Raw genomic sequence first — 21,362 nt, 5'->3', positions numbered from 1 at the left:
CCCCGACGTGCGCCGCGTCACCGCCCGGCCCGGTCGATGCGGGCCCGCGCCGCGCGGACCGGCGGCCGGCCGGGTCGTCCGGTCAGCCCTTCTCCAGGTACTCCGCGCGGTCCTCCGACACCAGGGCCGCGACCGCCGCCGCCAGCTCGGGGTACGCGGTCAGCTCCGGGTCCCCCGTCAGCAGGTCGATCGCCGCCAGCCGGGCCTCGCCGATCAGCTTCTCGTCGCGCAGCAGCGACAGCAGCCGCAACTGCGAGCGGCGGCCGGACTGCGCCGCGCCCAGGATGTCGCCCTCGCGCCGCTGCTCCAGGTCCAGCTCGGCCAGGCGGAAGCCGTCCAGGGTGCCGGCGACGGCGTCCAGCCGGTCCCGCGCGGGGGTGCCGGGCTCGGCCTCGGTGACCAGCAGGCACAGGCCCGGCGCGCTGCCCCGGCCGACCCGGCCGCGGAGCTGGTGGAGCTGGGAGACGCCGAACCGGTCGGCGTCGAGCACCACCATGACGGTGGCGTTGGGGACGTTCACGCCGACCTCGACGACGGTCGTCGCCACCAGCACGTCCAGCGCGCCGGCGGCGAAGTCGCGCATGACGCCGTCCTTGGCGTCCGCGGCGAGCTTGCCGTGCAGGACGCCGATGCGCAGGCCGTGCAGCGGCCCCTCGGCGAGCAGCGGCGCCACCTCGGTGACCGCCAGCGGGGGCCGCCGCCCGTCCTCCGGCGCCACGTCGACGTCCGGGTCGTCGGCGCCGCCGTCGGCGCCGATCCGCGGGCAGACCACGTACGCCTGGTGGCCCGCGGCCACCTCCTCGGCGAGCCGGCGCCAGGCCCGGTCCAGGTACGCCGGCTTCTCCGCCGCCGGGACCACGTGCGAGGCGATCGGCGAGCGCCCGCCCGGCAGCTCGGTGAGCGCGGAGACCTCCAGGTCGCCGTACACGGTCATGGCGACCGTCCGCGGGATCGGCGTCGCGGTCATCACCAGCACGTGCGGCGGCTGGTCGGCCTTGGCCCGCAGCGCGTCCCGCTGCTCCACCCCGAACCGGTGCTGCTCGTCGACCACCACCAGGCCGAGGTCGGCGAAGTCGACCCCCTCGTACAGCAGCGCGTGCGTCCCCACCACCAGGCCCGCCTCGCCCGCGGCGACCCCGGCGAGCGCCGCGCGCCGGGCGGCGGCGGACAGCGAGCCGGTGACCAGGGCGATCCGGGTGCCGCGCGGGTCGCCGTCCAGCTCGCCGGCCCGGCCGAGCGGGCCGAGCAGCTCGGCGATGCTGCGCAGGTGCTGCGCGGCGAGCACCTCGGTCGGGGCGAGCAGGGCGGCCTGGCCGCCGGCGTCGACGACCTGGAGCATCGCCCGCAGCGCGACGAGCGTCTTGCCGGAGCCGACCTCGCCCTGGAGCAGCCGGTGCATCGGGTGGGCGCCGGCCAGCTCGGCGGCGACCTGCTCGCCGATCCGCCGCTGCCCGTCGGTGAGCGCGTACGGCAGCCCGGCGTCGAACGCTGCCAGCAGCCCGGCGTCCGCCGCCGGCCGGGGCTTCGCCGGCCAGTCGGCGGCGCGCAGCTTGCGCTGGACGAGCGTCACCTGGACGGCGAACGCCTCGTCCCACTTCAGCCGCCGCTTGGCCCGGCCCAGCTCCTCCCACGAGTCCGGCTGGTGGATGCCGCGCAGCGCGGACAGCAGGCCGACCAGCCCGCGGTCGGCCCGCAGGTCGGTGGGCACCGGGTCGGGCACGTCGTCGAGCCGGGTGAGCGCCTCGCGCACGCAGCGGGCGATCGTCCAGGTCGGTACGGACGCCGCGGCCGGGTACACCGGGATCAGCGCCCCGGCGAAGTCGGCCAGCTCGTCGGCCCCCTCGGCGTCGGCGTCCAGCAGGACGTAGTCGGGGCCGTTGAGCTGGCGCTTGCCGCGGTACTCGGTGACCTTGCCGGCGAACAGGCCCTGCACGCCCGGCCGCAGGTCCTTCTGCCGCCACGCCTGCTGGAAGAACGTACAGGTCAGCACGCCCCCGGCGTCGTCGGTGAGGGTGACCTCCAGCAGGTTGCCGCGGCGGGCGCGCATCGGCCGGACCGACGCGCCGCGCACCCGGGCCAGGACGGTGACCTGCTCGCCGACGGTCAGCGCGGCCATGTCGGTGGGGGCGCCGCGCTCGTCGTACCGGCGCGGGTAGTGCCGCAGCAGGTCGCCGACGGTGTGCAGGTCGAGGTGCTCGGCGAGGGCCTTCGCGGTCTTGCCGACGACCCCGTCGAGCGGGGTGTCGAGCGTGGTCGGTTCGGTCACGCGGCTCCCATCACCGGCTGGTCGGCGGGCGGGCCGGGGCCCGGCGGCACGCGACCGACGACCCGCGCGGCCACGCAGGGGAAGCCTAGCCGCGCCGCCGGTCGCCCGCGGGCGACCGGCTAGGAGGCGCGGCCCACGAAGGCGTACGCGTAGCGGCCGGCGGCCGGGGTGCTGCCGGTGAACGCGAGCTTGCTGCCCGCCCGCTCCACCGGCACGCTGATCAGCAGCGCGGTGTCCGCGCACGTGTACGGCCGGTCGTCGGTCCGCGCCGCCCCGCCCGCGTCCACGCTGACCCACAGCGTCACCCGGGCGTCGCCGGTGCAGGCGAACAGGAAGCTGACCGAGCCCCGGTCGACCGGGTCGGCCAGCTCCTGCCCGAAGGACGAGCCGAGCCCGCCGGAGCCCGAGGCGAGCGGCTTCGCCCCGCCCAGGGCGTCGTCCAGGATCTCCTGCGGGTCGAGTGCGCCCCCGCGACCGCCGGGCTGCGCGGCCGGCCCGCCGCCGGCCGGCGGGGTGAACGTCGGCGGCTCGGCCGGCCCGGTGCAGGCGCCGGCGAGCGCCAGGGCGCAGAGGGCCGCGGCGGCGCCGGCCGCGCGGTGCGGGGTACGCGTCATCGACATGTCCTATCGTCGGGAATCGACCCCCGACGATAGTCCCGGGCGGTACCGCGCCGTCCGGGCGGTTCGGGAGGTCGCGGCGGTCGGCGGCGGTGGTCCGACGGGGGCCGGTCCCGCGGCGGGGCGGGCCGGTTCGCCCGGTGGGTGGCGCGTCAGGTAGCCTGATCCGGTTGCCGCAGCAGTGTGTCCGCGCACCGGCTGGCGACCCGGGAACCGCCGCGTCGCGGCGCGCCCTCCCGCACCAGCGAAGACTGAGCAAAGACCGAAGACTTCAGGAGATTCCCGTGGCTAGCGTGTGCGACGTCTGCGGCAAGGGGCCGGGCTTCGGCCACAATGTGCCGTGGTCGAAGAAGAAGACCAACCGCCGCTGGAACCCGAACATCCAGCCGGTCCGTACCCCCGCCGGTGGCGGCACGACCAAGAAGCTGAGGGTCTGCACCTCCTGCATCAAGGCGGGCAAGGTCGTCCGCGCCTGACCGGCGCACCCGTCGAGAAAGCCGCCGCCCCGATGGGGGACGGCGGCTTTTCCGTACCCGGGGCGGGGCCGGGCCGGGCGGGGTTACAGCACCCGGCCGAAGCTGCGGGACAGGTCCGAGTCCCGGTAGAAGCCGAAGCCGTCGATGGGCGCGTACCCGGCCGACTCGTACAGCGCGATCGCCTCCGGCTGGCGCAGCCCGGTCTCCAGGATCAGCCGCCGCCGGCCGGCGGCCCGGGCCGAGTCCTCGACCGCGGCCAGGATGCGCCGGGCGAAGCCGCGCCCGCGGACCGCCTCGGCGGTGTACATGCGCTTCAGCTCCGCGTCGTCGCCGTGGCTGCGCCAGCCGGCCGAGGCCACCGGGGTGTCGTCGAGGTAGCCGACCAGGAACGCCCCGCGCGGCGCCTCGAACTCGGCCGGGTCGACCGGGGTGGAGTCGCCGTCGCCGTCGTACCGGACGCGCAGGTCGGCCATGGTCGCCTCGATCAGGAACCGGGAGTCCGCGTGCAGGTACGGCCGCACCGCGATGATCAGGTCGCTCACGGCCCCAGCGTAGAGCCCGCCCGGAAGTGATCCCAACCGGCCGGGCCATCGACGTACGTGCGCCCGTCCACGGTCACCGCGCCGGTGTCGTTGACCGTGCCGATGGCCCGCCAGCCCTCCGGCAGCCGCCGGTCCGGCGGGAACGTGGCCGCGAAGGCGTGGTCGTCGCCGCCGCCCAGCATCCAGGTGTGCGGGTCGACGCCGAGGGCCGCGGCGGCGTCGCGCATCTGCACCGAGACGGCGAACGCGTCCCGGCGCACGTCCATGCCCACGCCGCTGGCGGCGGCGACGTGGCCGAGGTCGGCGATCAGCCCGTCCGAGATGTCGATCATCGAGGTGGCGCCCTGCTCGGCGGCCGCGGTCGCGGCGGCGTACTCGATCACCGGGCGGCGGTACGCGTCCACCAGCAGCTTCGGCGTCCGGAACCCGCGGGACAGCACGGTGTACCCGGCGGCGGCGTAGCCGATCCGGCCGGCGAGGGCGACGGTGTCGCCGACCCGGGCGCCGGAGCGCAGCACCGGCGCCCGCCCGGCCGGGTCGCCGAGCGCGGTGACGGCGATCGTCAGCACCGGGCCGGCGGTGGTGTCCCCGCCGACCACGGCCGCCCCGACCAGGGCCGCCTCGGCGGCCAGGCCGTCGGCCAGCTCCTCGGCCCAGCGCACGTCCAGCCCGGGCGGGGCGCACAGGGCGACCAGCAGGGCGGTCGGGCGGGCGCCCATCGCGGCGACGTCGGCGAGGTTCGCGCCGGCCGCCCGGTGGCCGACGTCCTCCGCGGAGCACCAGTCCCGGCGGAAGTGCCGCCCCTCGACCAGCATGTCGGTGGTGGCGACCACCCGCCCGTCCGGCGCGGCGACCACAGCCGCGTCGTCGCCGGGGCCGACCAGGCAGGCCGGCCCGGTCCCCAACCGGGCGGTCACCCGGGCGATCAGGCCGAACTCGCCGGCGTGCGCCACGCTCATCGGCTCTCCCTCGTCACTCATCCCGGATCACGGTACGCACCGGGCCCCGCCGCACCCGGCGGCGGGTACGCTCACCAGCACATCCGCTTCCGGCGGCTCGCGCGTGGGGAGTCCCGTCGTGGTCCAGGCATACATCCTCGTCCAGATCGAGGTCGGCACGACACGTGACGTGGCGGCGGCGATCTCCGACGTTCCCGGCGTGGTCCGGGTGGATACGGTCACCGGACCGTATGACATCGTGGTGCTCGGCGCGGCCGAGGACCTGGACACGCTGGGCCGGCAGGTCGTCGGCCGGGTCCGGGCCATCGCCGGCATCACCCGAACCACGACCTGCCCGGTGGTGAACCTCTAGGTGTCCGATCCGCTCCGCCGCGGCGCCGCCCGCCTGGCGACCGCCGTCGCGCTGCCGTTCGCCCTGCTCGCCGGCGTGGGCGGCTACCTCCTCCTGCGCCCCGCCCCGGCCGAGCCGGACCCGCCGGCGGCGGGCGCCGCCCCGCGACCGGTCCCGTCGACGGCCGTGCCGATGCCGGCGCCGCGACTGGCCGGGGCCGCCGCCGCGCGCTGCCGGGAGCTGCTGGCCGCGCTGCCCGCCGTGGCCCGGGACCTGCCGCGCCGCGCGGTCGCCGCCGGCCGGGAGCAGAACGCCGCGTACGGCGAGCCGCCGTTGACGCTGGCCTGCGGCGGCCCGGCGGCCACCGTCCCGCCGACCGCGCAGCTCCTGCGGCTGGACGGCGTGTGCTGGTACGGCCGGGCCGGCGGTACGGGCAGCGTGTGGACCACGGTGGACCGCGCGGTGCCGGTCACGCTGGCGGTGCCGCCGCCGGTGGACGGCGCGGCCCAGCGCGTGATCGACTTCTCGGCGCCGGTGGTCGGCGCGATCCCCCGCCACCCGGCCCCGCCGCCGGGCTGCGACCCGCTCCCTGCCCCGTCCCCCACCTGACCGCCCCGCGGGCGCAGGGCCGGCGGCGCGGGTCAGCGCAGGCCGGTGCCGCGGGACAGGGCCGTGTGCAGCAGGCGGGCGATCAGCTTCGGGTATTCCAGCCCGGCCGCCGCCCACATCCGCGGGAACATCGACGTCGTGGTGAACCCCGGCATCGTGTTGATCTCGTTGAGCAGCACGTCCCCGGCGTCGGTGACGAAGAAGTCCACCCGGGCCAGGCCGGCGCAGTCCAGCGCGGTGAACGTCGCCCGGGCCAGCTCCTGCACGCGGGCGGTGGTGGCCGCGTCGAGCCGGGCCGGGACGTCGTACTCGCAGGAGTCGTCCAGGTACTTGGCCTCGAAGTCGTAGAACTCGTGCCCGGTCACCACCCGCACCTCGGCCAGCGGGGACGCCTCCGGCGGCCCGCCCGCCTCGCCCTCCAGTACGCCGCACTCGATCTCCCGGCCGACGACCGCCGCCTCGACGATCACCTTGGGGTCGACGGCGCGGGCGGTGGCCAGGGCGGCGTCCAGGTCGGCCCAGTCGGCGACCCGGCTGATCCCGTGCGAGGAGCCGGCCCGGCAGGGCTTGACGAACACCGGCAGGCCCAGCCGCTCCCGCTCGGCGGGTTCGAGGGTGCCGGCGCCGGGGCGCAGGATCGCGTACGGGCCGACCGGGATGCCGGCGCGCTCGGCGAGCTTCTTGGTGAACTCCTTGTCCATCGCCGCGGCCGAGGCGAACACCCCGGACCCGACGTACGGCAGGCCGGCCAGTTCGAGCAGGCCCTGGATGGTGCCGTCCTCGCCGTACGCGCCGTGCAGCACCGGGAACACCACGTCCACCGCGCCGAGGGTGGCCACCCCGCGCGCGGCGGGGACGACGGCGACGTCGCCGGACTCCGGTACGGCGAGCACCCCCGCCCGGCTCGGGTCGGCCGGCAGCACCACCGCCGGGCCGGAGCCCGCGGTGATCTCCGGCAGCTCGCGGCCCACGATGCCGAGCGCCGCCGCGTCGCCGGCCAGCACCCAGCGGCCGTCCCGGGCGATGCCGACCGGCAGCACCTCGAACTCGCCGGGGTCGAGCGCGCCCAGGATGTTGCCGGCGCTGACGCAGGAGATCGCGTGCTCGGTGCTGCGGCCGCCGAAGACGACGGCGACGCGGATTCTGGGCTCGGTCACCCCGCTACCGTACTGCGCCCGCTCCATCCCGGTTCGCCGGTCCGCGCCCGGCGCCGCCGCGGCCGGCCGGGTGGCCGCCGAGCGCGCGGCGGGGTTCAGCCGCGGGCGGCGTCCAGGGCGGCCGCGAGGTCGGCGACCAGGTCCGCGGTGTCCTCGACCCCGCAGGAGATCCGGACGAAGCCCTCCGGCACCGCCTCGCCCCACACCCGCCGCCGGTCCACGCTGGTGTGCAGCCCGCCGAACGACGTCGCCGACACCGCCAGCGCGCTGTGCCGCAGCAGCCGGGTCACGTGCGCGGCGTCCGGCAGCTCGGCGGCGACGATGCCGGGCATCCGGCGCAGCAGCGCCGCCGCCCGCTCGTGCGCCGGGTCGCCGGGGCGCCCCGGCCAGCGCACGCCGGTCACCTCGGGGCGGGCGGCGAGCAGCGCGGCGACCGCGGCGGCGTTCGCCGTCTGCCGGGCCAGCCGCAGGTCCAGCGTGGCCAGCGAGCGGTGGGCCAGCCAGCAGTCGAACGGCCCCGGTACCGCGCCCGAGTGCTCCCGCCGGGCCCGCAGCAGCGCGGCCAGCGCCGGGTCGCGGGTGGCGGCGTACCCGATGAGCAGGTCGGAGTGCCCGGACAGCGCCTTGGTCCCGGACGCGAGCACCAGGTCGGCGCCGTGGTCCAGCGGGCGCAGCCCGAGCGGGGTGGCGGCGGTGTTGTCGACGGCGACCAGCGTCCCGCTGGCCCGGGCGGCGGCGACGATCGCCGGCAGGTCGGGGACGTCGAGTCGCGGGTTGGCCGGCGCCTCGACGAGCACCAGCTTCACCCCGGCGAGGTCGGGGACCGGTCCGGCGGTCGGCGCGGTGCGGACGGTGACGCCGAACGGGGCCAGCGTCTCGGCGCCGAACTGCGGCACGCTGAAGTACCCGTCCGCCGGCAGCACCACCGTGTCGCCGGAGCGCAGGACCGCGAGCAGCGCGCCGGTGATCGCGGCCAGGCCGCTGGCGTACGCGACGGCGGTCCCGCCCTCCAACTCCCCCACGGCGGCCTCGAAGCCGCGCCGGGTGGGGTTGTCGGTCCGGGCGTAGGTGTCCGGGTGGTCGCCGGGCCCGTCCGGGTCCAGGTGGTACGGCGCGGCGAACACCGGCCCCGGCAGCAGCGGCGCGCCCGGCGCGGCCGGCGGCAGGCCGGCCCGCACGCAGCGGGTGCCGTCCCCGGCGGTCACTCGGGCCTCGGCTTGCGGCTCATCAGGACGGTCAGCGCCTCGCGCGGGTCCACGCCCTCGTGGCAGACCAGCTCGACCTGTTCGGTGATGGGCATCTCCACGCCGTGCGCCCGGGCCAGGTCCCGGATGGCCAGGCAGCTCTTGACGCCCTCGGCGGTCTGCTTGGTGGCCCGCTGGGCCTCCTCCAGCGAGCCGCCGCGGCCGAGGTGCTCGCCGAAGGTCCGGTTCCGGGACAGCGGCGAGGAGCAGGTGCCGACGAGGTCGCCGAGCCCGGCCAGCCCGGCGAAGGTGAGCGGGTCGGCGCCGAGCGCCACCCCGAGCCGGGCGGTCTCGGCCAGGCCGCGGGTGATCAGCGTGGCCCGCAGGTTGTCGCCGAGCCGCATGGCGCAGGCCACGCCGTACGCCAGGGCGATCACGTTCTTCACCGCCCCGCCCAGCTCGACCCCGACGACGTCGTCGTTGGTGTACGCCCGGAAGTACGGCGTCGTCACCGCCTCCTGCACGGCCGTGCAGCGGGCGTCGTCGGCGCACGCGACGACCGTCGCGGTGGGCTCCTCGGCCATGATCTCCGGGGCCAGGTTCGGGCCGGACAGGACGGCGACCCGGTCCGCGGACACCCCGGCGATCTCGCCGACGACCTCGGTCATCCGCTTGCCGGTACCCAGCTCGATGCCCTTCATCAGCGACACCAGCGTGGCGTCGGGGTCGAGGTGGCCGACCCAGCCGGCCAGGTTCGCCCGCAGCGTCTGCGACGGTACGGCGAGGAACACCAGCCCGGCGCCGGCCAGCGCCGCGGCCGGGTCGGCGGTGGCGTCGACCAGGTCGGGCAGCCGGGTGCCGGAGTGGTAGTCGGGGTTGCGCCGCTGCTCCCGGATGGCCCGGGCGACGTCCGGCCGGCGGGCCCACACCGTCACCGGCGTGCCCGCGTCGGCGAGGATCTTCGCCACCGTCGTGCCCCAGGAGCCCGCCCCGAGGACGGCCGCGCGCGGCCGGGCGGTCACGCGGCGTCCCCGAGCGCCCCGCGCTCGCCGGCCCGCCCCCGGTACAGCGGCGGCGGGGTGCCGCCGCGGATGTCGGCGAGCATGTCCCGCAGCGTCAACATGATCACGTCTGTCATCTCGGCCAACGTCTCCCTGGTCGGGTCGGTGTCCCGGAACTGGCTCAGGTCGATCGGCGGACCCGCGGCCACGGTGACCGGGGTGCGCGGGCGCAGGCGCAGCGCGCCGGTGCGCGGGTCGAAGATCTGCTGCGGCCCCCACATGGCCACCGGGATGACCGGGGCGCCGGTGGCGAGCGCCAGCCGGGCGGCGCCGGTCTTGCCGGCCATCGGCCACAGGTTCGGCTCGCGGGTGGTGGTGCCCTCGGGGTAGATGACCACGATGCCGCCGGCGCCGACGGCGGCGACGAGGCGGTCCAGCGAGCGGGCGGCGTCGACGGTGCCGCGCTCGACCGGGATCTGGTCGACCAGGTGCAGCAGCGGGCCGATCAGCGGCAGCCGGAACAGGCTGGCCTTGCCGAGGAACTGCGGCCACCGCCCGGCCACGTGGATGAACCAGCCGGAGACCAGCGGGTCGGCGTGGGAGATGTGGTTGGCGACGACGATGGCGCCGCCGACGGGCGGGATGTGCTCGATGCCGCGCCACTCACCGGCGGTGAACACCGCGAGCGCCGGCTGGGCCAGGCACACGGAGAACCGCCGCCAGAAGCCCAGTTCGCGCCGTGCCACGCCGCCCCCCTCCTCGACCCCGGGGTACGCCCCGCCCCGACAGGTCATCATGCCCGCCGCGGGGGCGGGGGCGGTAGCCGACCTTGCCCTGGCGCGGCGTAGCGTCGGGGGCATGCAGGCGACCGTGGCGTCCTTCGATCCGGCCACCCGGACGGGTGTCGCCCTGCGGGACGACGGACGGGCAGTGGCGATCACCGATGCCGCGTTCGCCGCCTCCGGACTCCGGCTGCTGCGCCCCGGCCAGCGGATCCGCCTCGACCGCGACGCGGCGGGGGCCATCTGGCGGGTGACCCTGCCGACGCTGGACACCGGCGGGACTCCCTGAGTTCAGCCAGTGTTCACCTCGGTCGGGTGATGATGTGGCGGTGAATGCGACCCCCGCCGGCCCGCCCCGACCGGCCCGCCGCCGCTCCGCCACCCGGACGACGAGCCGCCTCCGTACCGTCGACGCCCCGCCCCCGCCCGGCCCCGCGCCGGCGCTGCCGCCGGACCGGTTCCTCAACCGGGAGCTGTCCTGGCTCGACTTCAACGCCCGGGTGCTGACGCTGGCGGAGGACCCGCGCACGCCGCTGCTGGAGCGGGCCAAGTTCCTGGCGATCTTCGCCAGCAACCTGGACGAGTTCGTCATGGTCCGGATCGCCGGCCTCAAGCGGCGCATGCAGGCCGGCCTGCCGGTGCGCGGCGGGGACGGCCTGCCGCTGCGCACCCAGTTGCAGAAGATCACCGAGAAGACGGCCACGCTGGTCGAGCGGCACGCCCGCTGCTTCACCGACGAGGTGCGCCCGCTGCTCGCCGAGCAGGACGTGCACCTGCTGCGCTGGGCCGACCTGGCCGCCGAGGAGCGGCGGGTGATGCACACGTACTTCCACGACAACGTGCTGCCGGTGCTGACCCCGCTGGCGGTGGACCCGGCGCACCCGTTCCCGTACATCTCCAGCCGGTCGCTGAGCCTCGCGGTCGCCGTCCGGGACCCCGACGGCGGGCCGGAGCTGTTCGCCCGGGTGAAGGTGCCCAACAACGTGCCCCGGCTGGTGCCGGTGCGGCGCGTGGACGGGGACTGGTTCCTGCCGGTGGAGGAGCTGATCGCCACCCACCTGGACCAGCTCTTCGCCGGCATGCAGGTGGTGGAGAGCCACCTGTTCCGGGTGACCCGCAACGCCGACTTCGAGGTCGACGAGGACCGGGACGAGGACCTGCTCCAGGCCCTCGAGCGGGAGCTGGCCCGGCGCCGGTTCGGCCCGCCGGTCCGGCTGGAGGTGGGCGCGGACATGTCCGACCACGTCCTGGACCTGCTGGTCCGGGAGCTGGACATGGACGCGCACGACGTGCTCCGGGTGCCCGGCCTGATCGACCTGTCCTTCCTCTGGCAGCTCCACGGCGGGGTGGACCGGCCGGACCTGAAGGACCCGCCGTTCGTCCCGGCCACCCACCCGCGGCTGGTCGACGGGGAGGCGCCGCGGTCGGTGTTCGCCACGCTGCGCGACGGGGACCTGCTGGTGCACCACCCGTACCACGCGTTCTCCACCAGCGTGCAGCGGTTCATCGAGCAGGCCGCCGCCGACCCGAACGTGCTGGCGATCAAGCAGACGCTGTACCGGACCAGCGGGGACTCCCCCATCGTCGACGCGCTGATCGACGCCGCCGAGGCCGGCAAGCAGGTGGTCGTGCTGGTCGAGGTGAAGGCCCGGTTCGACGAGGTGGCCAACATCGGCTGGGCGCGCAAGCTGGAGCGGGCCGGCTGCCACGTCGTGTACGGGCTGGTCGGGCTCAAGACCCACTGCAAGACCGCGCTGGTGGTCCGCAACGAGGGCGGGACGCTGCGCCGGTACTGCCACATCGGCACCGGCAACTACCACCCGAAGACGGCCCGGCTGTACGAGGACTTCGGCATGCTGACCGCCGACGCCGACGTCGGCGCGGACCTGACCGAGCTGTTCAACACGCTGACCGGGTACGCCCGGCAGACCACGTACCGGCGGCTGCTGGTGGCCCCGCACGGCATCCGGCAGGGCCTGATCGAGCGGATCGACCGGGAGGCGGCGCAGGGCGCGGCCGGACTGGTCCAGATGAAGGTCAACTCGCTGGTCGACGAGGAGGTGGTCGACGCGCTGTACCGGGCGTCGGCCGCCGGCACCCGGGTCGACCTGGTGATCCGCGGCATGTGCACGCTGCGGCCGGGGGTGCCGGGGCTGTCGGAGAACATCCGGGTCCGGTCGGTGCTGGGGCGGTTCCTGGAGCACTCCCGGGTGTTCCGGTTCGGCAACGGCGGCGAGCCGGAGGTGTGGATCGGCTCGGCCGACCTGATGCACCGCAACCTGGACCGCCGGGTGGAGGCGCTGGTCCGGGTCACCGACCCGGCGGCCGTCCGGGCGATCGAGCACGTCCTGGTGCTCGCGCTGGCCGAGGACGCCGACTGCTTCGAGCTGGCCGGCGACGGCTCGTGGACCCGGCGGACCGCCGGCGAGCGGCCGCTGCGCCACCCCCAGCGGGAGCTGCTGCACGAGGTGGTCGGCCTGACCTGAGAGCGAGATCACCCGGCCGGGGCGGTGATCGGCCTCACTTTGTAGGATCCCTACAACGTTCGTAGTGTGACTTGGTGGTGCCCGATAGCGCACCGGGCGCCATCCGTACAGGAAAGTCGACACGTGCTCGCAGTTCTCTCTCCCGGCCAGGGCGCGCAGAAGCCCGGCTTCCTCGCCCCGTGGCTCGACCTGCCCGGCGTCGCCGCCCGCCTTCGTTGGTGGTCGGCGCTGGCCGGCGTGGACCTGGTCCACCTCGGTACCGCCGCCGACGCCGACGAGATCAAGGACACCGCCCGGACCCAGCCGCTGCTGGTCGCGGCGGCGCTCGCCACGGCCGAGCAGCTCCCGCTGTACGACGTGTCGCTCGTCGCCGGCCACAGCGTCGGCGAGCTGGCCGCCGCGGCGCTCGCCGGGGTGCTCACCCCGGACGCCGCCGTCACCCTCGCCGGCGTACGGGGGCGGGAGATGGCCGCCGCGTGCGCCGCCGAGCCGACCGGCATGGCCGCGCTGCTCGGCGGCGACGAGGCGGCGGTCCTGGCCGCGCTCGCCGGCCTCGGCCTGCACCCGGCCAACCGCAACGGCGCCGGCCAGATCGTCGCCGCCGGCGCGCTGGCCGCGCTGGAGAAGCTCGCCGCCGAGCCGCCGGCCGGCGCCCGGGTCCGCGCGCTGCCGGTCGCCGGCGCCTTCCACACCCCGTACATGGCCCCCGCCGAGGAGGCGCTGGCCGGGGTCGCGGCCGGCATCGTCACCGCCGACCCGCAGCGCATCCTGCTCTCCAACGCCGACGGCGCCGCCGTCAACCACGGCCGGGAGCTGCTCCAGCGGCTCGTCCGCCAGGTCACCGCGCCGGTCCGCTGGGACCTGTGCATGCGCACGCTCGCCGACCTCGGCGTCACCGGCGTGATCGAGCTGGCCCCCGCCGGCACGCTGACCGGCCTGCTCAAGCGGGAGCTGAAGGAGCGCGGCGTACCGGAGATCGTCAACCTGAACACCCCGGACGACCTGCCCGCCGCGCGGGACCTGATCGCCCGGCACGGATCCGCGGCCGGGCACGAGCCCACCCCGCAGTTCCGCGTCGTCGTCGCCGGCGCCGCGGGCACGTTCAGCCCCGACGCCGCGATCGGCGAGGGCGACGTCGTCCGGTCGGGGCAGCTCCTCGGCCACGTGCAGACCCGGCAGGGCCCGGTGGACGTCACGGCCCACGCCGCCGGCTCGCTGACCGAGTGGCTCGCGCACGACGAGGACCCGGTCGCGCCGGGTCAGCCGCTGGCCCGCATCGGCGGTGCCCAGTCGTGAAGTCCGAGCACTCCGGGAAGGGGCGCCGATGACCGGCAGCCGTATCGTCTCCCTCGGCCACTACCAGCCGGCCCGGGTCGTCACCAACGACGACATCGCGAAGCTGGTCGAGACGACCGACGAGTGGATCGTGTCCCGGGTCGGCATCTCCAGCCGCCGGATCGCCGACGACGAGACCGTGGCCGACATGGCCACCGCCGCGGCGGAGAAGGCGCTCGCCGGCTCCGGGCTGACCGCCGCCGACATCGACATGGTCGTGGTCGCGACCTGCTCGTCCGCCGACCGCTGCCCGAACGTGGCCACCCGGGTCGCCGGCAGCCTGGGCATCGCGGCGCCGGTGGCGTTCGACATCAACACCGCCTGCTCCGGCTTCTCGCACGGCGTCGCGCTGGTCGACCACGCCATCCGCGCCGGCGCCGCCCGGCACGCGATCGTGGTCGGCGCGGAGAAGCTGTCCGAGCTGATCGACTGGACCGACCGGGCCACCTGCGTCATCTTCGGCGACGGGGCCGGCGCCGCGGTGGTCTCGGCGGTCGAGGGCGACGCCGAGCCGGGCGTCGGGCCGGTCGTCTGGGGTTCGGCCCCGGACAAGGGCGACGCCATCCGGATCGAGGGCTGGCAGCCGCGGATCGAGCAGGAGGGCCAGACGGTGTTCCGCTGGGCCACCACCGCGCTCGGCCCGCTGGCCGCCCGGGCGTGCGCCGCCGCCGGGGTCGAGCCGGGCGAGCTGGCCGCGTTCATCCCGCACCAGGCCAACACCCGGATCATCGACGGCATCGTGCGCAAGCTCGGGCTGCCGGAGAGCACCGTCGTCGCCAAGGACATCGTCGAGTCCGGCAACACCTCGGCGGCCAGTGTCCCGCTGGCCCTGTCGAAGATGGTCGAGCGGCGGGAGATCCCCAGCGGGGCCCCCGTCCTGCTGTTCGCCTTCGGCGGCGGCCTCACCTGGGCCGGGCAGGTCATCCGCTGCCCGTAGCCCCGCGAGAACGCCCGGCGCCGGCCGATCCGGCGCCGGAGAAGCACCACTACTGCGAGAGGAACACCAGCATGACCCGCGAGGAGATCACCGCAGGGCTCGCCGCCATCCTGGACGAGGTCGCCGGCGTGAACACCGCCGATGTCGCCGAGGACAAGTCCTTCACCGAGGACCTGGACGTCGACTCCCTGTCGATGGTCGAGGTCGTCGTGGCGGCCGAGGAGAAGTTCGGCGTCAAGATCCCGGACGACGAGGTGCAGAACCTCAAGACCGTCGGCGACGCCGTTTCGTTCATCGAGAAGGCTCTCTGAGCAACGTGTCCACGCCTGACGTAGTCGTCACCGGTCTCGGCGCCACCACCCCGCTCGGCGGGAACGTCGCGTCGACCTGGGAAGCGATGCTGGCCGGCCGCTCCGGGGTGGGCGTGCTCACCCCGGACTGGGCGGAGCAGCTCCCGTCGCGGATCGCCGCCGAACTCGCCGTCGACCCCAGCGAGGTGCTCGACCGGGTCCGGCTGCGCCGCCTCGACCGCTCCGAGGCCATCGCCCTGATCGCCGCGACCGAGGCGTGGGCCGACGCCGGCCTGGCCGACGGCGGCGCCGACCCGGAGCGGGTGGCCGTCAGCCTCGGCTCCGGCATCGGCGGCCTGCTGACGCTGCTGCACCAGGACGACGTCCTGGAGGCCAGCGGCCCCCGGCGGGTCTCCCCGCACACGGTGCCGATGCTCATGCCCAACGGCCCCGCCGCGCACGTCGGCATCGAGCTGAAGGCGCAGGCCGGCGTGCACGCGATGGCCAGCGCCTGCGCCACCGGCGCCGAGGCCGTCGCGTGGGGGCTGGACATCATCCGGTCCGGCCGGGCCGACATCGTCGTCGCCGGCGGCACGGAGGCGGTCATCCACCCGCTCCCGCTCGCCGGCTTCGCCACCATGCGCGCGATGAGCACCCGCAACGACGAGCCGACCAAGGCGTCCCGCCCCTGGGACAAGAACCGGGACGGCTTCGTGCTCGGCGAGGGCTCCGGCGTGATGATCCTGGAGCGGGCCGAGCACGCCGCCGCCCGCGGCGCCCGGGTCCACGCCCGGCTCGTCGGGGCCGGCATGACCTCGGACGCGTTCGACATCGTCCAGCCCCACCCGGACGGCATCGGCGCCGCCAAGGCCATCAGCCGCGCGCTCGCCGACGCGGGCGTCGCGCCGGCCGACATCGCGCACGTCAACGCCCACGCGACCTCGACCCCGATCGGCGACATGATCGAGATCAAGGCGCTGCGGCGCACCCTGGGCGCCCACCCCGTCCTGACCGCCACCAAGTCGATGACCGGGCACCTGCTCGGCGCGGCCGGCGCGCTGGAGTCGATCGCCACGATCCTGGCGATCCGCGACAGCGTCATCCCGCCGACGATCAACCTGGACGACCCCGACGACGACCTCGACCTGGACGTCGCCGCGCACCAGGCCCGCAAGCTGGACATCCCCGCCGCGCTGAACAACTCGTTCGGGTTCGGCGGGCACAACGTGGCGCTGGTGTTCGCCCGGGCCTGACCTTCCCGACTCCGCCCGGGGTACCCCGAGCCACCAGGAGGCAAAGCAATGACCACTCCGTCCGTCGTCTCCGATCAGCCGGCGGCCGACCACCGCGACCCCGAGGTCCGGCTCCGGCGCCTGTACGACGAGGGCTCCCTCCGGCTCGCCAACTCCGCCGACGGCTCCGGCGTCCTCTGGGCGCACGGCGAGATCGACGGCGCCCCGGCGATCGCGTTCGCGACCGACGCCACCCGGATGGGCGGCGCGATGGGCCTGGCCGGCTGCAAGCACGTCGTCGACGCGATCGACGCCGCGGTCCGCGAGCGGGTCCCGGTCATCGGCCTCTGGCACTCCGGCGGCGCCCGGCTGGCCGAGGGCGTCGTCGCCCTCGACGGCGTCGGCCAGGTCTTCGCCGCGATGGTCCGCGCCTCCGGCCGGGTACCGCAGATCTCCGTCGTCCTCGGCCCCGCGGCCGGCGGCGCGGCCTACGGGCCCGCGCTCACCGACGTCGTGATCATGAGCGACGGCGGCCGGATCTTCGTCACCGGCCCGGAGGTCGTCCGCAGCGTCACCGGCGAGCAGGTCGACATGGCCCGCCTCGGCGGCCCCGAGCCGCACGGCCGCCGCTCCGGCGTCGTCCACATCACCACCAAGGACGACGCCGCCGCGCTGGACAAGGCCCGCGCGGTCGCCGCCCTGCTCGGCAACCAGGGCCGGATCAACCCCGCCGACGCCGACGCCGGCGAGGGGCACGACCTGGCCGCGCTGATGCCGGCCGAGGCCGCCCGGGCGTACGACGTCAAGCCGGTGGTCAAGGCCCTGCTCGACGCCCCCGGCGTGGAACTGCACGCCAAGTGGGCGCCGAACGTCGTCACCACGCTGGGCCGCTTCGCCGGCCGCACGGTCGGCGTGATCGCCAACAACCCGCTGCGCCTCGGCGGCTGCCTGGACGCGTCCAGCGCCGAGAAGGCGGCCCGGTTCGTTCGGATGTGCGACGCGCTCGGCGTCCCGCTGATCGTGCTCGTGGACGTCCCCGGCTACCTGCCCGGCCTCGGCCAGGAGTGGGACGGCGTCGTCCGGCGCGGCGCCAAGCTGCTGCACGCGTTCAGCGAGGCCGTCGTGCCGCGGGTCACCCTGGTGACCCGGAAGGCGTACGGCGGGGCGTACATCGCGATGAACTCCCGCTCGCTCGGCGCCACCGCCGTCTTCGCCTGGCCGCAGGCCGAGGTCGCGGTCATGGGCGCCTCGGCGGCGGTGAACATCCTGCACCGCAAGAAGCTGGCGGCGACGCCGGCGGAGGAGCGGGACGAGCTGCGGGCGCGGCTCATCGAGGAGCAGACGCAGACGGCGGGCGGGGTGAACCGGGCGCTGGAGATCGGCGTGGTGGACGAGGTGATCAAGCCGGCGGACACGCGGCGGCGGATCGCGGAGGCGCTGGCTGAGGCGCCGGCGGCCCGCGGCGCCCACGGCAACATCCCGCTGTAGGTCGATCGGTGCGGCGGCGGTTCCCGGCGTGGTCCGGGGGTCGCCGCCGCTGCCGTTGCGCGGGGCGCTCGGGTCCGGCTACCGCGGGTCGGCGGGGAGCGGCTTCGAGCACAGGACGTCCGGGTACGGCAGGTAGCCGAGCGCGCGCCAGAACCGCAGGCCGGCCTCGTTGTCCGGCAGCACCAGCAGGTTCACCCGCGGGCAGCCCAGCCGGGCGAAGCGCCGCTCCAGCTCCGCCACCAGGTCGCGGGCGATGCCCTGCCGCCGGCGGTCCGGGTCGACGGCGAGCCGCAGGATCCACCCCCGCCGGCCGTCGTAGGTGCCCAGCAGCACGCCGACCACCCGGCCGTCGGCCTCGGCGACCAGGAACAGCTCGGGGTCGCGGGCGAGCTTCGCGCGCAGCTCCGCCCGGGGGACGACGTCCAGGCCCGCGCCGGCCCACAGCGCCGCGACGGCGTCGTGGTCACCCCACCCGAATCGACGCACGCCCACCACGCCCACCGCAACGATCAGCCGGCCGTCGCCGCGTGCGCCCGGCGGGCGGCGTCGACCAGCGCGGCGGCCGCCCGGGCGGCGCGCTTCACCTCGTCCGGCGTGGTCGGTGTGTGGCTGTACCCGGCCTTCGTCTTCAGACCCAGCAGCGTGCTCGACTGACGCGCGGCGTCACCGTCCACCTTGCGCAGCAATGCGACCGCCTCGCCGTGGCGTCGCAGCGCCGCGTGCGCTGGGCCATCACCGCTCCCCCGGGGTCCGGACCGCGTCGGCCAGCCACGATCGGGAGCCGAGCACGGTGATGCCGTCGGCGAGCACGTCCCGGAGTACCGGTTCCGCATGGCCGCGGGCGATGATCTCCCCGGCCGGCAGGATCAGGGGGCGCACGTCATTGCCCAGCCACTCCGCCCCGTCGACGACCAGCTCCGCCACTGCCGTTTCCCATCGCGGGTCGATCCCGGTTCCGGGGGCGACGAGGAGAATGTCGATGTCGCTGCCGGCGTGCATGTCGCCACGGGCCGCCGAACCGAAGACAGCGGCGTACAGCGGCACCGGCTCCCACCGGCGCAGTCGCCGCGCCAGTCGCCCGAGGAACGCGTCCGCCAGCTCGGCCAGCGCCGTGATGTGCGGCGCTGCGAGGTGCTCCCGGTTCAGGCGGAAGGTCGCCACGTTCCCGACCCTGGCGGAGCGCACGACACCCTGGTGTGTGAGGCGGTGCAGTACCTTTCGCACGCCCTCGGCGGACGGGCCGGCCAGGGCCTGCCGCACCTGCCCGATCGTCAGCGCGTCGGGATGGCGGGCCAGGACGGTCAGCACATCGCCGTCGAGCGTCGGCGTCACGGTGGCCAACGGCCGCGCCAGGTCCACGTCATACCTCCAGGCTTGCCACTATAGTGGCGGAACGCCAACTATAGTTGGCGTTCCGCCGGCCCGTGACCCCGTCGCGGAGGTACCCGCGGGTCGGTCGGGCGGCGACGCCGGTACTAGGGTGGCGCGGGTGGAAGCGACCGAGATCCGCAAGCTCGCCGCCCTCGAGGACACCCACTGGTGGTACCGCGAACGCCGCGCCCTCCTCGCCCGCGCCCTGCGCCGCCTCACCGCCGCCGGCATCGCCCCCGGCCGGGCGCTGGACGTCGGCGCCGCCGGCGGCGGCAACACCCGGGTGCTGCGGGCGCACGGCTGGCGGCCGGCCGCGCTGGAGTACAGCCGCGAGGGCGCCGAGGTGGCCCGCGAGCGCGGCCTGCCCGTGCTCCGGGCGGACGCCCGGCACCTGCCGGTGCGGACCGGGAGCCTGGATCTGGTCACCGCGTTCGACATCCTGGAGCACTTCGCCGAGGACGACCTGGCGGCGGCCGAGTTCCGGCGGGTGCTGCGGCCGGGCGGGACGGCGCTGGTCGCGGTGCCGTGCGACATGCGGCTGTGGTCGGCGCACGACGAGGCGGTGGGCCACGTGCGCCGGTACGACCGGGACGGGCTGCGGGCGGTGATCGAGCGGGCCGGGCTGGTCGTGGACGACCTGTGGAGCTGGAACGTGCTGCTGCGGCCGGTGGCCGCGTGGCGGCGGCGGACGTCCGCCGGCAGCGACCTGGGCGCGCTGCCGGCGGTGGTGAACGGGTGCCTGACCGGGGTGATCGTGGCCGAGCGGTACCTGCCGGTGCAGCGGATGCCGGGCGTCTCGCTGATGCTCCGCGCCCACCGCCCGCACTGACCACCGCACCGGCCGGCGGCCGGGCGGTCCGGGGGGCCGGCCGCCGGGCGGGTCAGGCGCCGGGCGGGGGCTCGTCGGGGAACGTGTGCAGGTCGACCGTGGTGCGGCCGGTGCGGGGCAGCGGTACCGCCGTGGCGTCCGCGTACTCCGCCGCCCGGTCGTACCAGCCGTCGGTGGTCCGCGGGCCGTTGCCCACCACCATCACCCAGTGCAGCTTGGCCTTGCGGTCGCCGAGGGCGAACACCTCGTACGCGTCCACGTCGGCGTCGTCGTTGCTGATCCCGAGGCGGGCGCCGCCGGTGGCGTCGAGGACCTCGACGAAGCGCAGGTTCTCCCCCGGCCCGGTCGGCGAGACCGCGCCGCTGATCCGGATGCCCTGCGCCGCCCGCAGCGCGACCGTCGCGGTCTGGCCGGACTGCACCGGCACGCCGGTGGCGGCAGCCGAGTCGGCGACGCCGCCGGCCCACTGGTGGGCGAAGCCCATGCCGGAGAAGCGCAGCGCCCAGTCGTACGGGCCGAGGCCGGTCATGGTGAACCGGCCCTGGTCGTCCGCGGCCACGCCGTCGGCGGCGTCCCAGGCGCGCTCGGTGCGCAGGTGCACCCAGGCGGGGACGTCCGCGCCGGCCGGGGTACTGATCGTCCCGCTGATCGCGCCGCCCGGGTCGAGCCGGGCGGTGGGGGCGGTGGTGGTGCTGCCGGCCGTCACGGTGATCGTGGCGGCGAGGCTCTCCCGGCCCGTACCGCCGTCGGCGCCGACCCACTGCCGGCCGAGGGTGCTGCCGTCGGGCGGGGTGACGAACAGCCGGTACTCGCCGGCGGGCAGCGGCGGGGTGCTCGCGGTGCCGTCGGCGCCGGCGTCGGCCCAGGTGTCGTACGTGCGCGGGCCGCTGGTGTTGAACGCCTCCAGCGTCGCGTCGCGCACCCCGCGGCCGGCGCGGTCCACGACGGCGCCGGTGATCAGGCCGCCGACCCGCAGGTCGGTGGTGACGTGGGTGCGCCGGTCGTCGCGGACCTGCGCCCGGACGGCCATGCCGACGTAGTACCGGTACGGCTTGGCCCAGATCGCGACCGTGACCAGGCCGGTGGGGATGTCCTCGATGGTGACCTTGCGGCCCTTCGTGCACCGCTGCCGGACGTCGTTGGGGTCGGGCAGCAGGATGCGCGCGCAGATGCCCTTGACGGCCCGGCCGGTCGCCTCGTCGGCGGCCGCGGCGACGACGGTGCCGCGGCCGCTGGCGATCCGGTGCGGCGTCCGGTCGCCGCGCGGCAGGCCGTCGACGGCGGCGGCCGGGTCGGCGGCGTGCAGCTCGGCGCTGGACGGGTCCTCGCCGCGGGGCCGGCCGGGCGCGGCCGGGGCGGGCGCCGCCGGGGCCCGGACGGCGGCGGGCGGCGCCGGGTGCCGCGGGGCCGCCGCGGCGGCCGGGCCGCCGGCGGTGGCCAGCGCGCACACGCCACCCATGATCATTGCCA

22 protein-coding genes and 1 pseudogene are annotated in these 21,362 nt (G+C 76.1%); 11 read left to right on the top strand and 12 right to left on the bottom strand.

All coding sequences use genetic code 11. The features are described 5' to 3' along the window. Nucleotides 1-82: 82 nt before the first annotated feature. Both recG and IEY94_RS01465 read right to left on the bottom strand, forming a co-directional pair. Nucleotides 83-2,266 carry an ATP-dependent DNA helicase RecG gene (gene recG / locus IEY94_RS01470; RefSeq protein ID WP_189168168.1) on the bottom strand — a complete coding sequence of 728 codons (2,184 nt, stop codon included), beginning with the start codon at nt 2,264-2,266 and terminating at the stop codon, nt 83-85. A gap of 119 nt (nt 2,267-2,385) precedes the next feature. Then, a complete protein-coding gene (locus tag IEY94_RS01465; RefSeq protein WP_189168167.1) occupies nt 2,386-2,880 on the bottom strand; it encodes a hypothetical protein in 495 nt (164 codons plus the stop codon). 287 nt (nt 2,881-3,167) lie between these two features. Here IEY94_RS01465 and rpmB point away from each other — a divergent pair, with 287 nt between their 5' ends. Beyond that, on the top strand, nt 3,168-3,359 hold the full coding sequence (rpmB, locus tag IEY94_RS01460; protein ID WP_189168166.1) for a 50S ribosomal protein L28: 192 nt from the start codon (nt 3,168-3,170) through the stop codon (nt 3,357-3,359). 83 nt (nt 3,360-3,442) lie between these two features. Here the strand turns inward: rpmB and IEY94_RS01455 are convergent, their stop codons facing one another. Both IEY94_RS01455 and IEY94_RS01450 read right to left on the bottom strand, forming a co-directional pair. Further along, nucleotides 3,443-3,901, bottom strand: a complete 459-nt coding sequence (locus IEY94_RS01455) for a GNAT family N-acetyltransferase (protein WP_229783227.1) — start codon at nt 3,899-3,901, stop codon at nt 3,443-3,445. Beyond that, complete coding sequence (locus tag IEY94_RS01450) at nt 3,898-4,860, bottom strand: thiamine-phosphate kinase (RefSeq protein ID WP_189168764.1); 963 nt, start codon at nt 4,858-4,860, stop codon at nt 3,898-3,900. The genes IEY94_RS01455 and IEY94_RS01450 overlap by 4 nt, the downstream gene beginning before the upstream one ends. Before the next feature lie 118 nt (nt 4,861-4,978). Between IEY94_RS01450 and IEY94_RS01445 the strand changes: the two genes are divergently transcribed. After that, nucleotides 4,979-5,212 carry an Lrp/AsnC family transcriptional regulator gene (locus tag IEY94_RS01445; protein ID WP_189168165.1) on the top strand — a complete coding sequence of 78 codons (234 nt, stop codon included), beginning with the start codon at nt 4,979-4,981 and terminating at the stop codon, nt 5,210-5,212. After that, nucleotides 5,213-5,800, top strand: coding sequence for a DUF3515 family protein (locus IEY94_RS01440; RefSeq protein ID WP_189168164.1), 588 nt, complete (start codon nt 5,213-5,215; stop codon nt 5,798-5,800). It abuts the gene before it with no gap. A 32-nt stretch (nt 5,801-5,832) separates the two neighbouring features. Here the strand turns inward: IEY94_RS01440 and IEY94_RS01435 are convergent, their stop codons facing one another. The 4 genes from IEY94_RS01435 to IEY94_RS01420 all read right to left on the bottom strand — a co-directional run bounded on the left by IEY94_RS01435 (nt 5,833) and on the right by IEY94_RS01420 (nt 9,888). Continuing rightward, on the bottom strand, nt 5,833-6,957 hold the full coding sequence (locus tag IEY94_RS01435) for a D-alanine--D-alanine ligase family protein (RefSeq protein WP_306341579.1): 1,125 nt from the start codon (nt 6,955-6,957) through the stop codon (nt 5,833-5,835). Between the two features lie 95 nt (nt 6,958-7,052). Beyond that, complete coding sequence (locus tag IEY94_RS01430; protein ID WP_189168162.1) at nt 7,053-8,162, bottom strand: cystathionine gamma-lyase; 1,110 nt, start codon at nt 8,160-8,162, stop codon at nt 7,053-7,055. After that, on the bottom strand, nt 8,159-9,163 hold the full coding sequence (locus IEY94_RS01425) for an NAD(P)H-dependent glycerol-3-phosphate dehydrogenase (RefSeq protein ID WP_189168161.1): 1,005 nt from the start codon (nt 9,161-9,163) through the stop codon (nt 8,159-8,161). Before IEY94_RS01425 ends, IEY94_RS01430 begins: the two co-directional genes overlap by 4 nt. Then, on the bottom strand, nt 9,160-9,888 hold the full coding sequence (locus IEY94_RS01420; RefSeq protein ID WP_189168160.1) for a lysophospholipid acyltransferase family protein: 729 nt from the start codon (nt 9,886-9,888) through the stop codon (nt 9,160-9,162). Before IEY94_RS01420 ends, IEY94_RS01425 begins: the two co-directional genes overlap by 4 nt. Before the next feature lie 112 nt (nt 9,889-10,000). Between IEY94_RS01420 and IEY94_RS01415 the strand changes: the two genes are divergently transcribed. From IEY94_RS01415 to IEY94_RS01385, 7 genes and pseudogenes are all read left to right on the top strand, one after another. Then, nucleotides 10,001-10,213 (top strand): cold-shock protein, encoded by a 213-nt coding sequence (locus IEY94_RS01415; protein WP_189168159.1) that lies wholly within the window; start codon nt 10,001-10,003, stop codon nt 10,211-10,213. Nucleotides 10,214-10,334: 121 nt separating this feature from the next. Further along, nucleotides 10,335-12,410: pseudogene (locus IEY94_RS01410) on the top strand (RNA degradosome polyphosphate kinase); the annotation flags it as partial. 123 nt (nt 12,411-12,533) lie between these two features. Further along, nucleotides 12,534-13,706 (top strand): acyltransferase domain-containing protein, encoded by a 1,173-nt coding sequence (locus IEY94_RS01405; protein WP_189168157.1) that lies wholly within the window; start codon nt 12,534-12,536, stop codon nt 13,704-13,706. A 28-nt stretch (nt 13,707-13,734) separates the two neighbouring features. Continuing rightward, nucleotides 13,735-14,682: a beta-ketoacyl-ACP synthase III gene (locus IEY94_RS01400; RefSeq protein ID WP_189168156.1), complete on the top strand. Its 948-nt coding sequence runs from the start codon at nt 13,735-13,737 to the stop codon at nt 14,680-14,682. 71 nt (nt 14,683-14,753) lie between these two features. After that, nucleotides 14,754-14,993: an acyl carrier protein gene (locus tag IEY94_RS01395; RefSeq protein ID WP_189168155.1), complete on the top strand. Its 240-nt coding sequence runs from the start codon at nt 14,754-14,756 to the stop codon at nt 14,991-14,993. 5 nt (nt 14,994-14,998) lie between these two features. Beyond that, complete coding sequence (fabF, locus tag IEY94_RS01390; RefSeq protein WP_189168154.1) at nt 14,999-16,225, top strand: beta-ketoacyl-ACP synthase II; 1,227 nt, start codon at nt 14,999-15,001, stop codon at nt 16,223-16,225. A 48-nt stretch (nt 16,226-16,273) separates the two neighbouring features. Continuing rightward, on the top strand, nt 16,274-17,692 hold the full coding sequence (locus IEY94_RS01385; protein ID WP_189168153.1) for an acyl-CoA carboxylase subunit beta: 1,419 nt from the start codon (nt 16,274-16,276) through the stop codon (nt 17,690-17,692). Between the two features lie 78 nt (nt 17,693-17,770). Here IEY94_RS01385 and IEY94_RS01380 read toward each other — a convergent pair whose 3' ends face one another. The 3 genes from IEY94_RS01380 to IEY94_RS01370 are packed head-to-tail and all read right to left on the bottom strand — an operon-like array spanning nt 17,771 to nt 19,051. Beyond that, nucleotides 17,771-18,184, bottom strand: a complete 414-nt coding sequence (locus IEY94_RS01380; RefSeq protein WP_229783225.1) for a GNAT family N-acetyltransferase — start codon at nt 18,182-18,184, stop codon at nt 17,771-17,773. Nucleotides 18,185-18,201: 17 nt separating this feature from the next. Further along, the gene (locus tag IEY94_RS01375; RefSeq protein WP_189168152.1) at nt 18,202-18,378 is read right to left on the bottom strand and encodes a hypothetical protein; all 177 of its coding nucleotides are present in this window, start codon (nt 18,376-18,378) and stop codon (nt 18,202-18,204) included. A gap of 46 nt (nt 18,379-18,424) precedes the next feature. Next, nucleotides 18,425-19,051 (bottom strand): nucleotidyltransferase family protein, encoded by a 627-nt coding sequence (locus IEY94_RS01370; RefSeq protein ID WP_189168151.1) that lies wholly within the window; start codon nt 19,049-19,051, stop codon nt 18,425-18,427. A gap of 130 nt (nt 19,052-19,181) precedes the next feature. Between IEY94_RS01370 and IEY94_RS01365 the strand changes: the two genes are divergently transcribed. Next, complete coding sequence (locus IEY94_RS01365; protein WP_189168150.1) at nt 19,182-19,892, top strand: class I SAM-dependent methyltransferase; 711 nt, start codon at nt 19,182-19,184, stop codon at nt 19,890-19,892. A 52-nt stretch (nt 19,893-19,944) separates the two neighbouring features. Here IEY94_RS01365 and IEY94_RS01360 read toward each other — a convergent pair whose 3' ends face one another. Beyond that, on the bottom strand, nt 19,945-21,357 hold the full coding sequence (locus tag IEY94_RS01360) for a carboxypeptidase-like regulatory domain-containing protein (RefSeq protein WP_189168149.1): 1,413 nt from the start codon (nt 21,355-21,357) through the stop codon (nt 19,945-19,947). Nucleotides 21,358-21,362 lie beyond the last annotated feature (5 nt).

This window comes from Pilimelia anulata, assembly GCF_014647895.1.
Lineage (GTDB): Bacteria > Actinomycetota > Actinomycetes > Mycobacteriales > Micromonosporaceae > Pilimelia > Pilimelia anulata.
The sequence above is the reverse complement of the archived record's forward strand: the minus strand, read 5'-3'. Positions and strand labels throughout refer to the sequence as shown.

Coding starts and splice junctions, on each gene's coding strand:
- IEY94_RS01465 (WP_189168167.1), bottom strand. CDS start 2,880: ATGACGCGTACCCCGCACCGCGCGGCCGGCGCCGCCGCGGCCCTCTGC.
- IEY94_RS01450 (WP_189168764.1), bottom strand. CDS start 4,860: ATGAGCGTGGCGCACGCCGGCGAGTTCGGCCTGATCGCCCGGGTGACC.
- IEY94_RS01415 (WP_189168159.1), top strand. CDS start 10,001: ATGCAGGCGACCGTGGCGTCCTTCGATCCGGCCACCCGGACGGGTGTC.
- IEY94_RS01400 (WP_189168156.1), top strand. CDS start 13,735: ATGACCGGCAGCCGTATCGTCTCCCTCGGCCACTACCAGCCGGCCCGG.
- IEY94_RS01395 (WP_189168155.1), top strand. CDS start 14,754: ATGACCCGCGAGGAGATCACCGCAGGGCTCGCCGCCATCCTGGACGAG.
- IEY94_RS01385 (WP_189168153.1), top strand. CDS start 16,274: ATGACCACTCCGTCCGTCGTCTCCGATCAGCCGGCGGCCGACCACCGC.
- IEY94_RS01360 (WP_189168149.1), bottom strand. CDS start 21,357: ATGATCATGGGTGGCGTGTGCGCGCTGGCCACCGCCGGCGGCCCGGCC.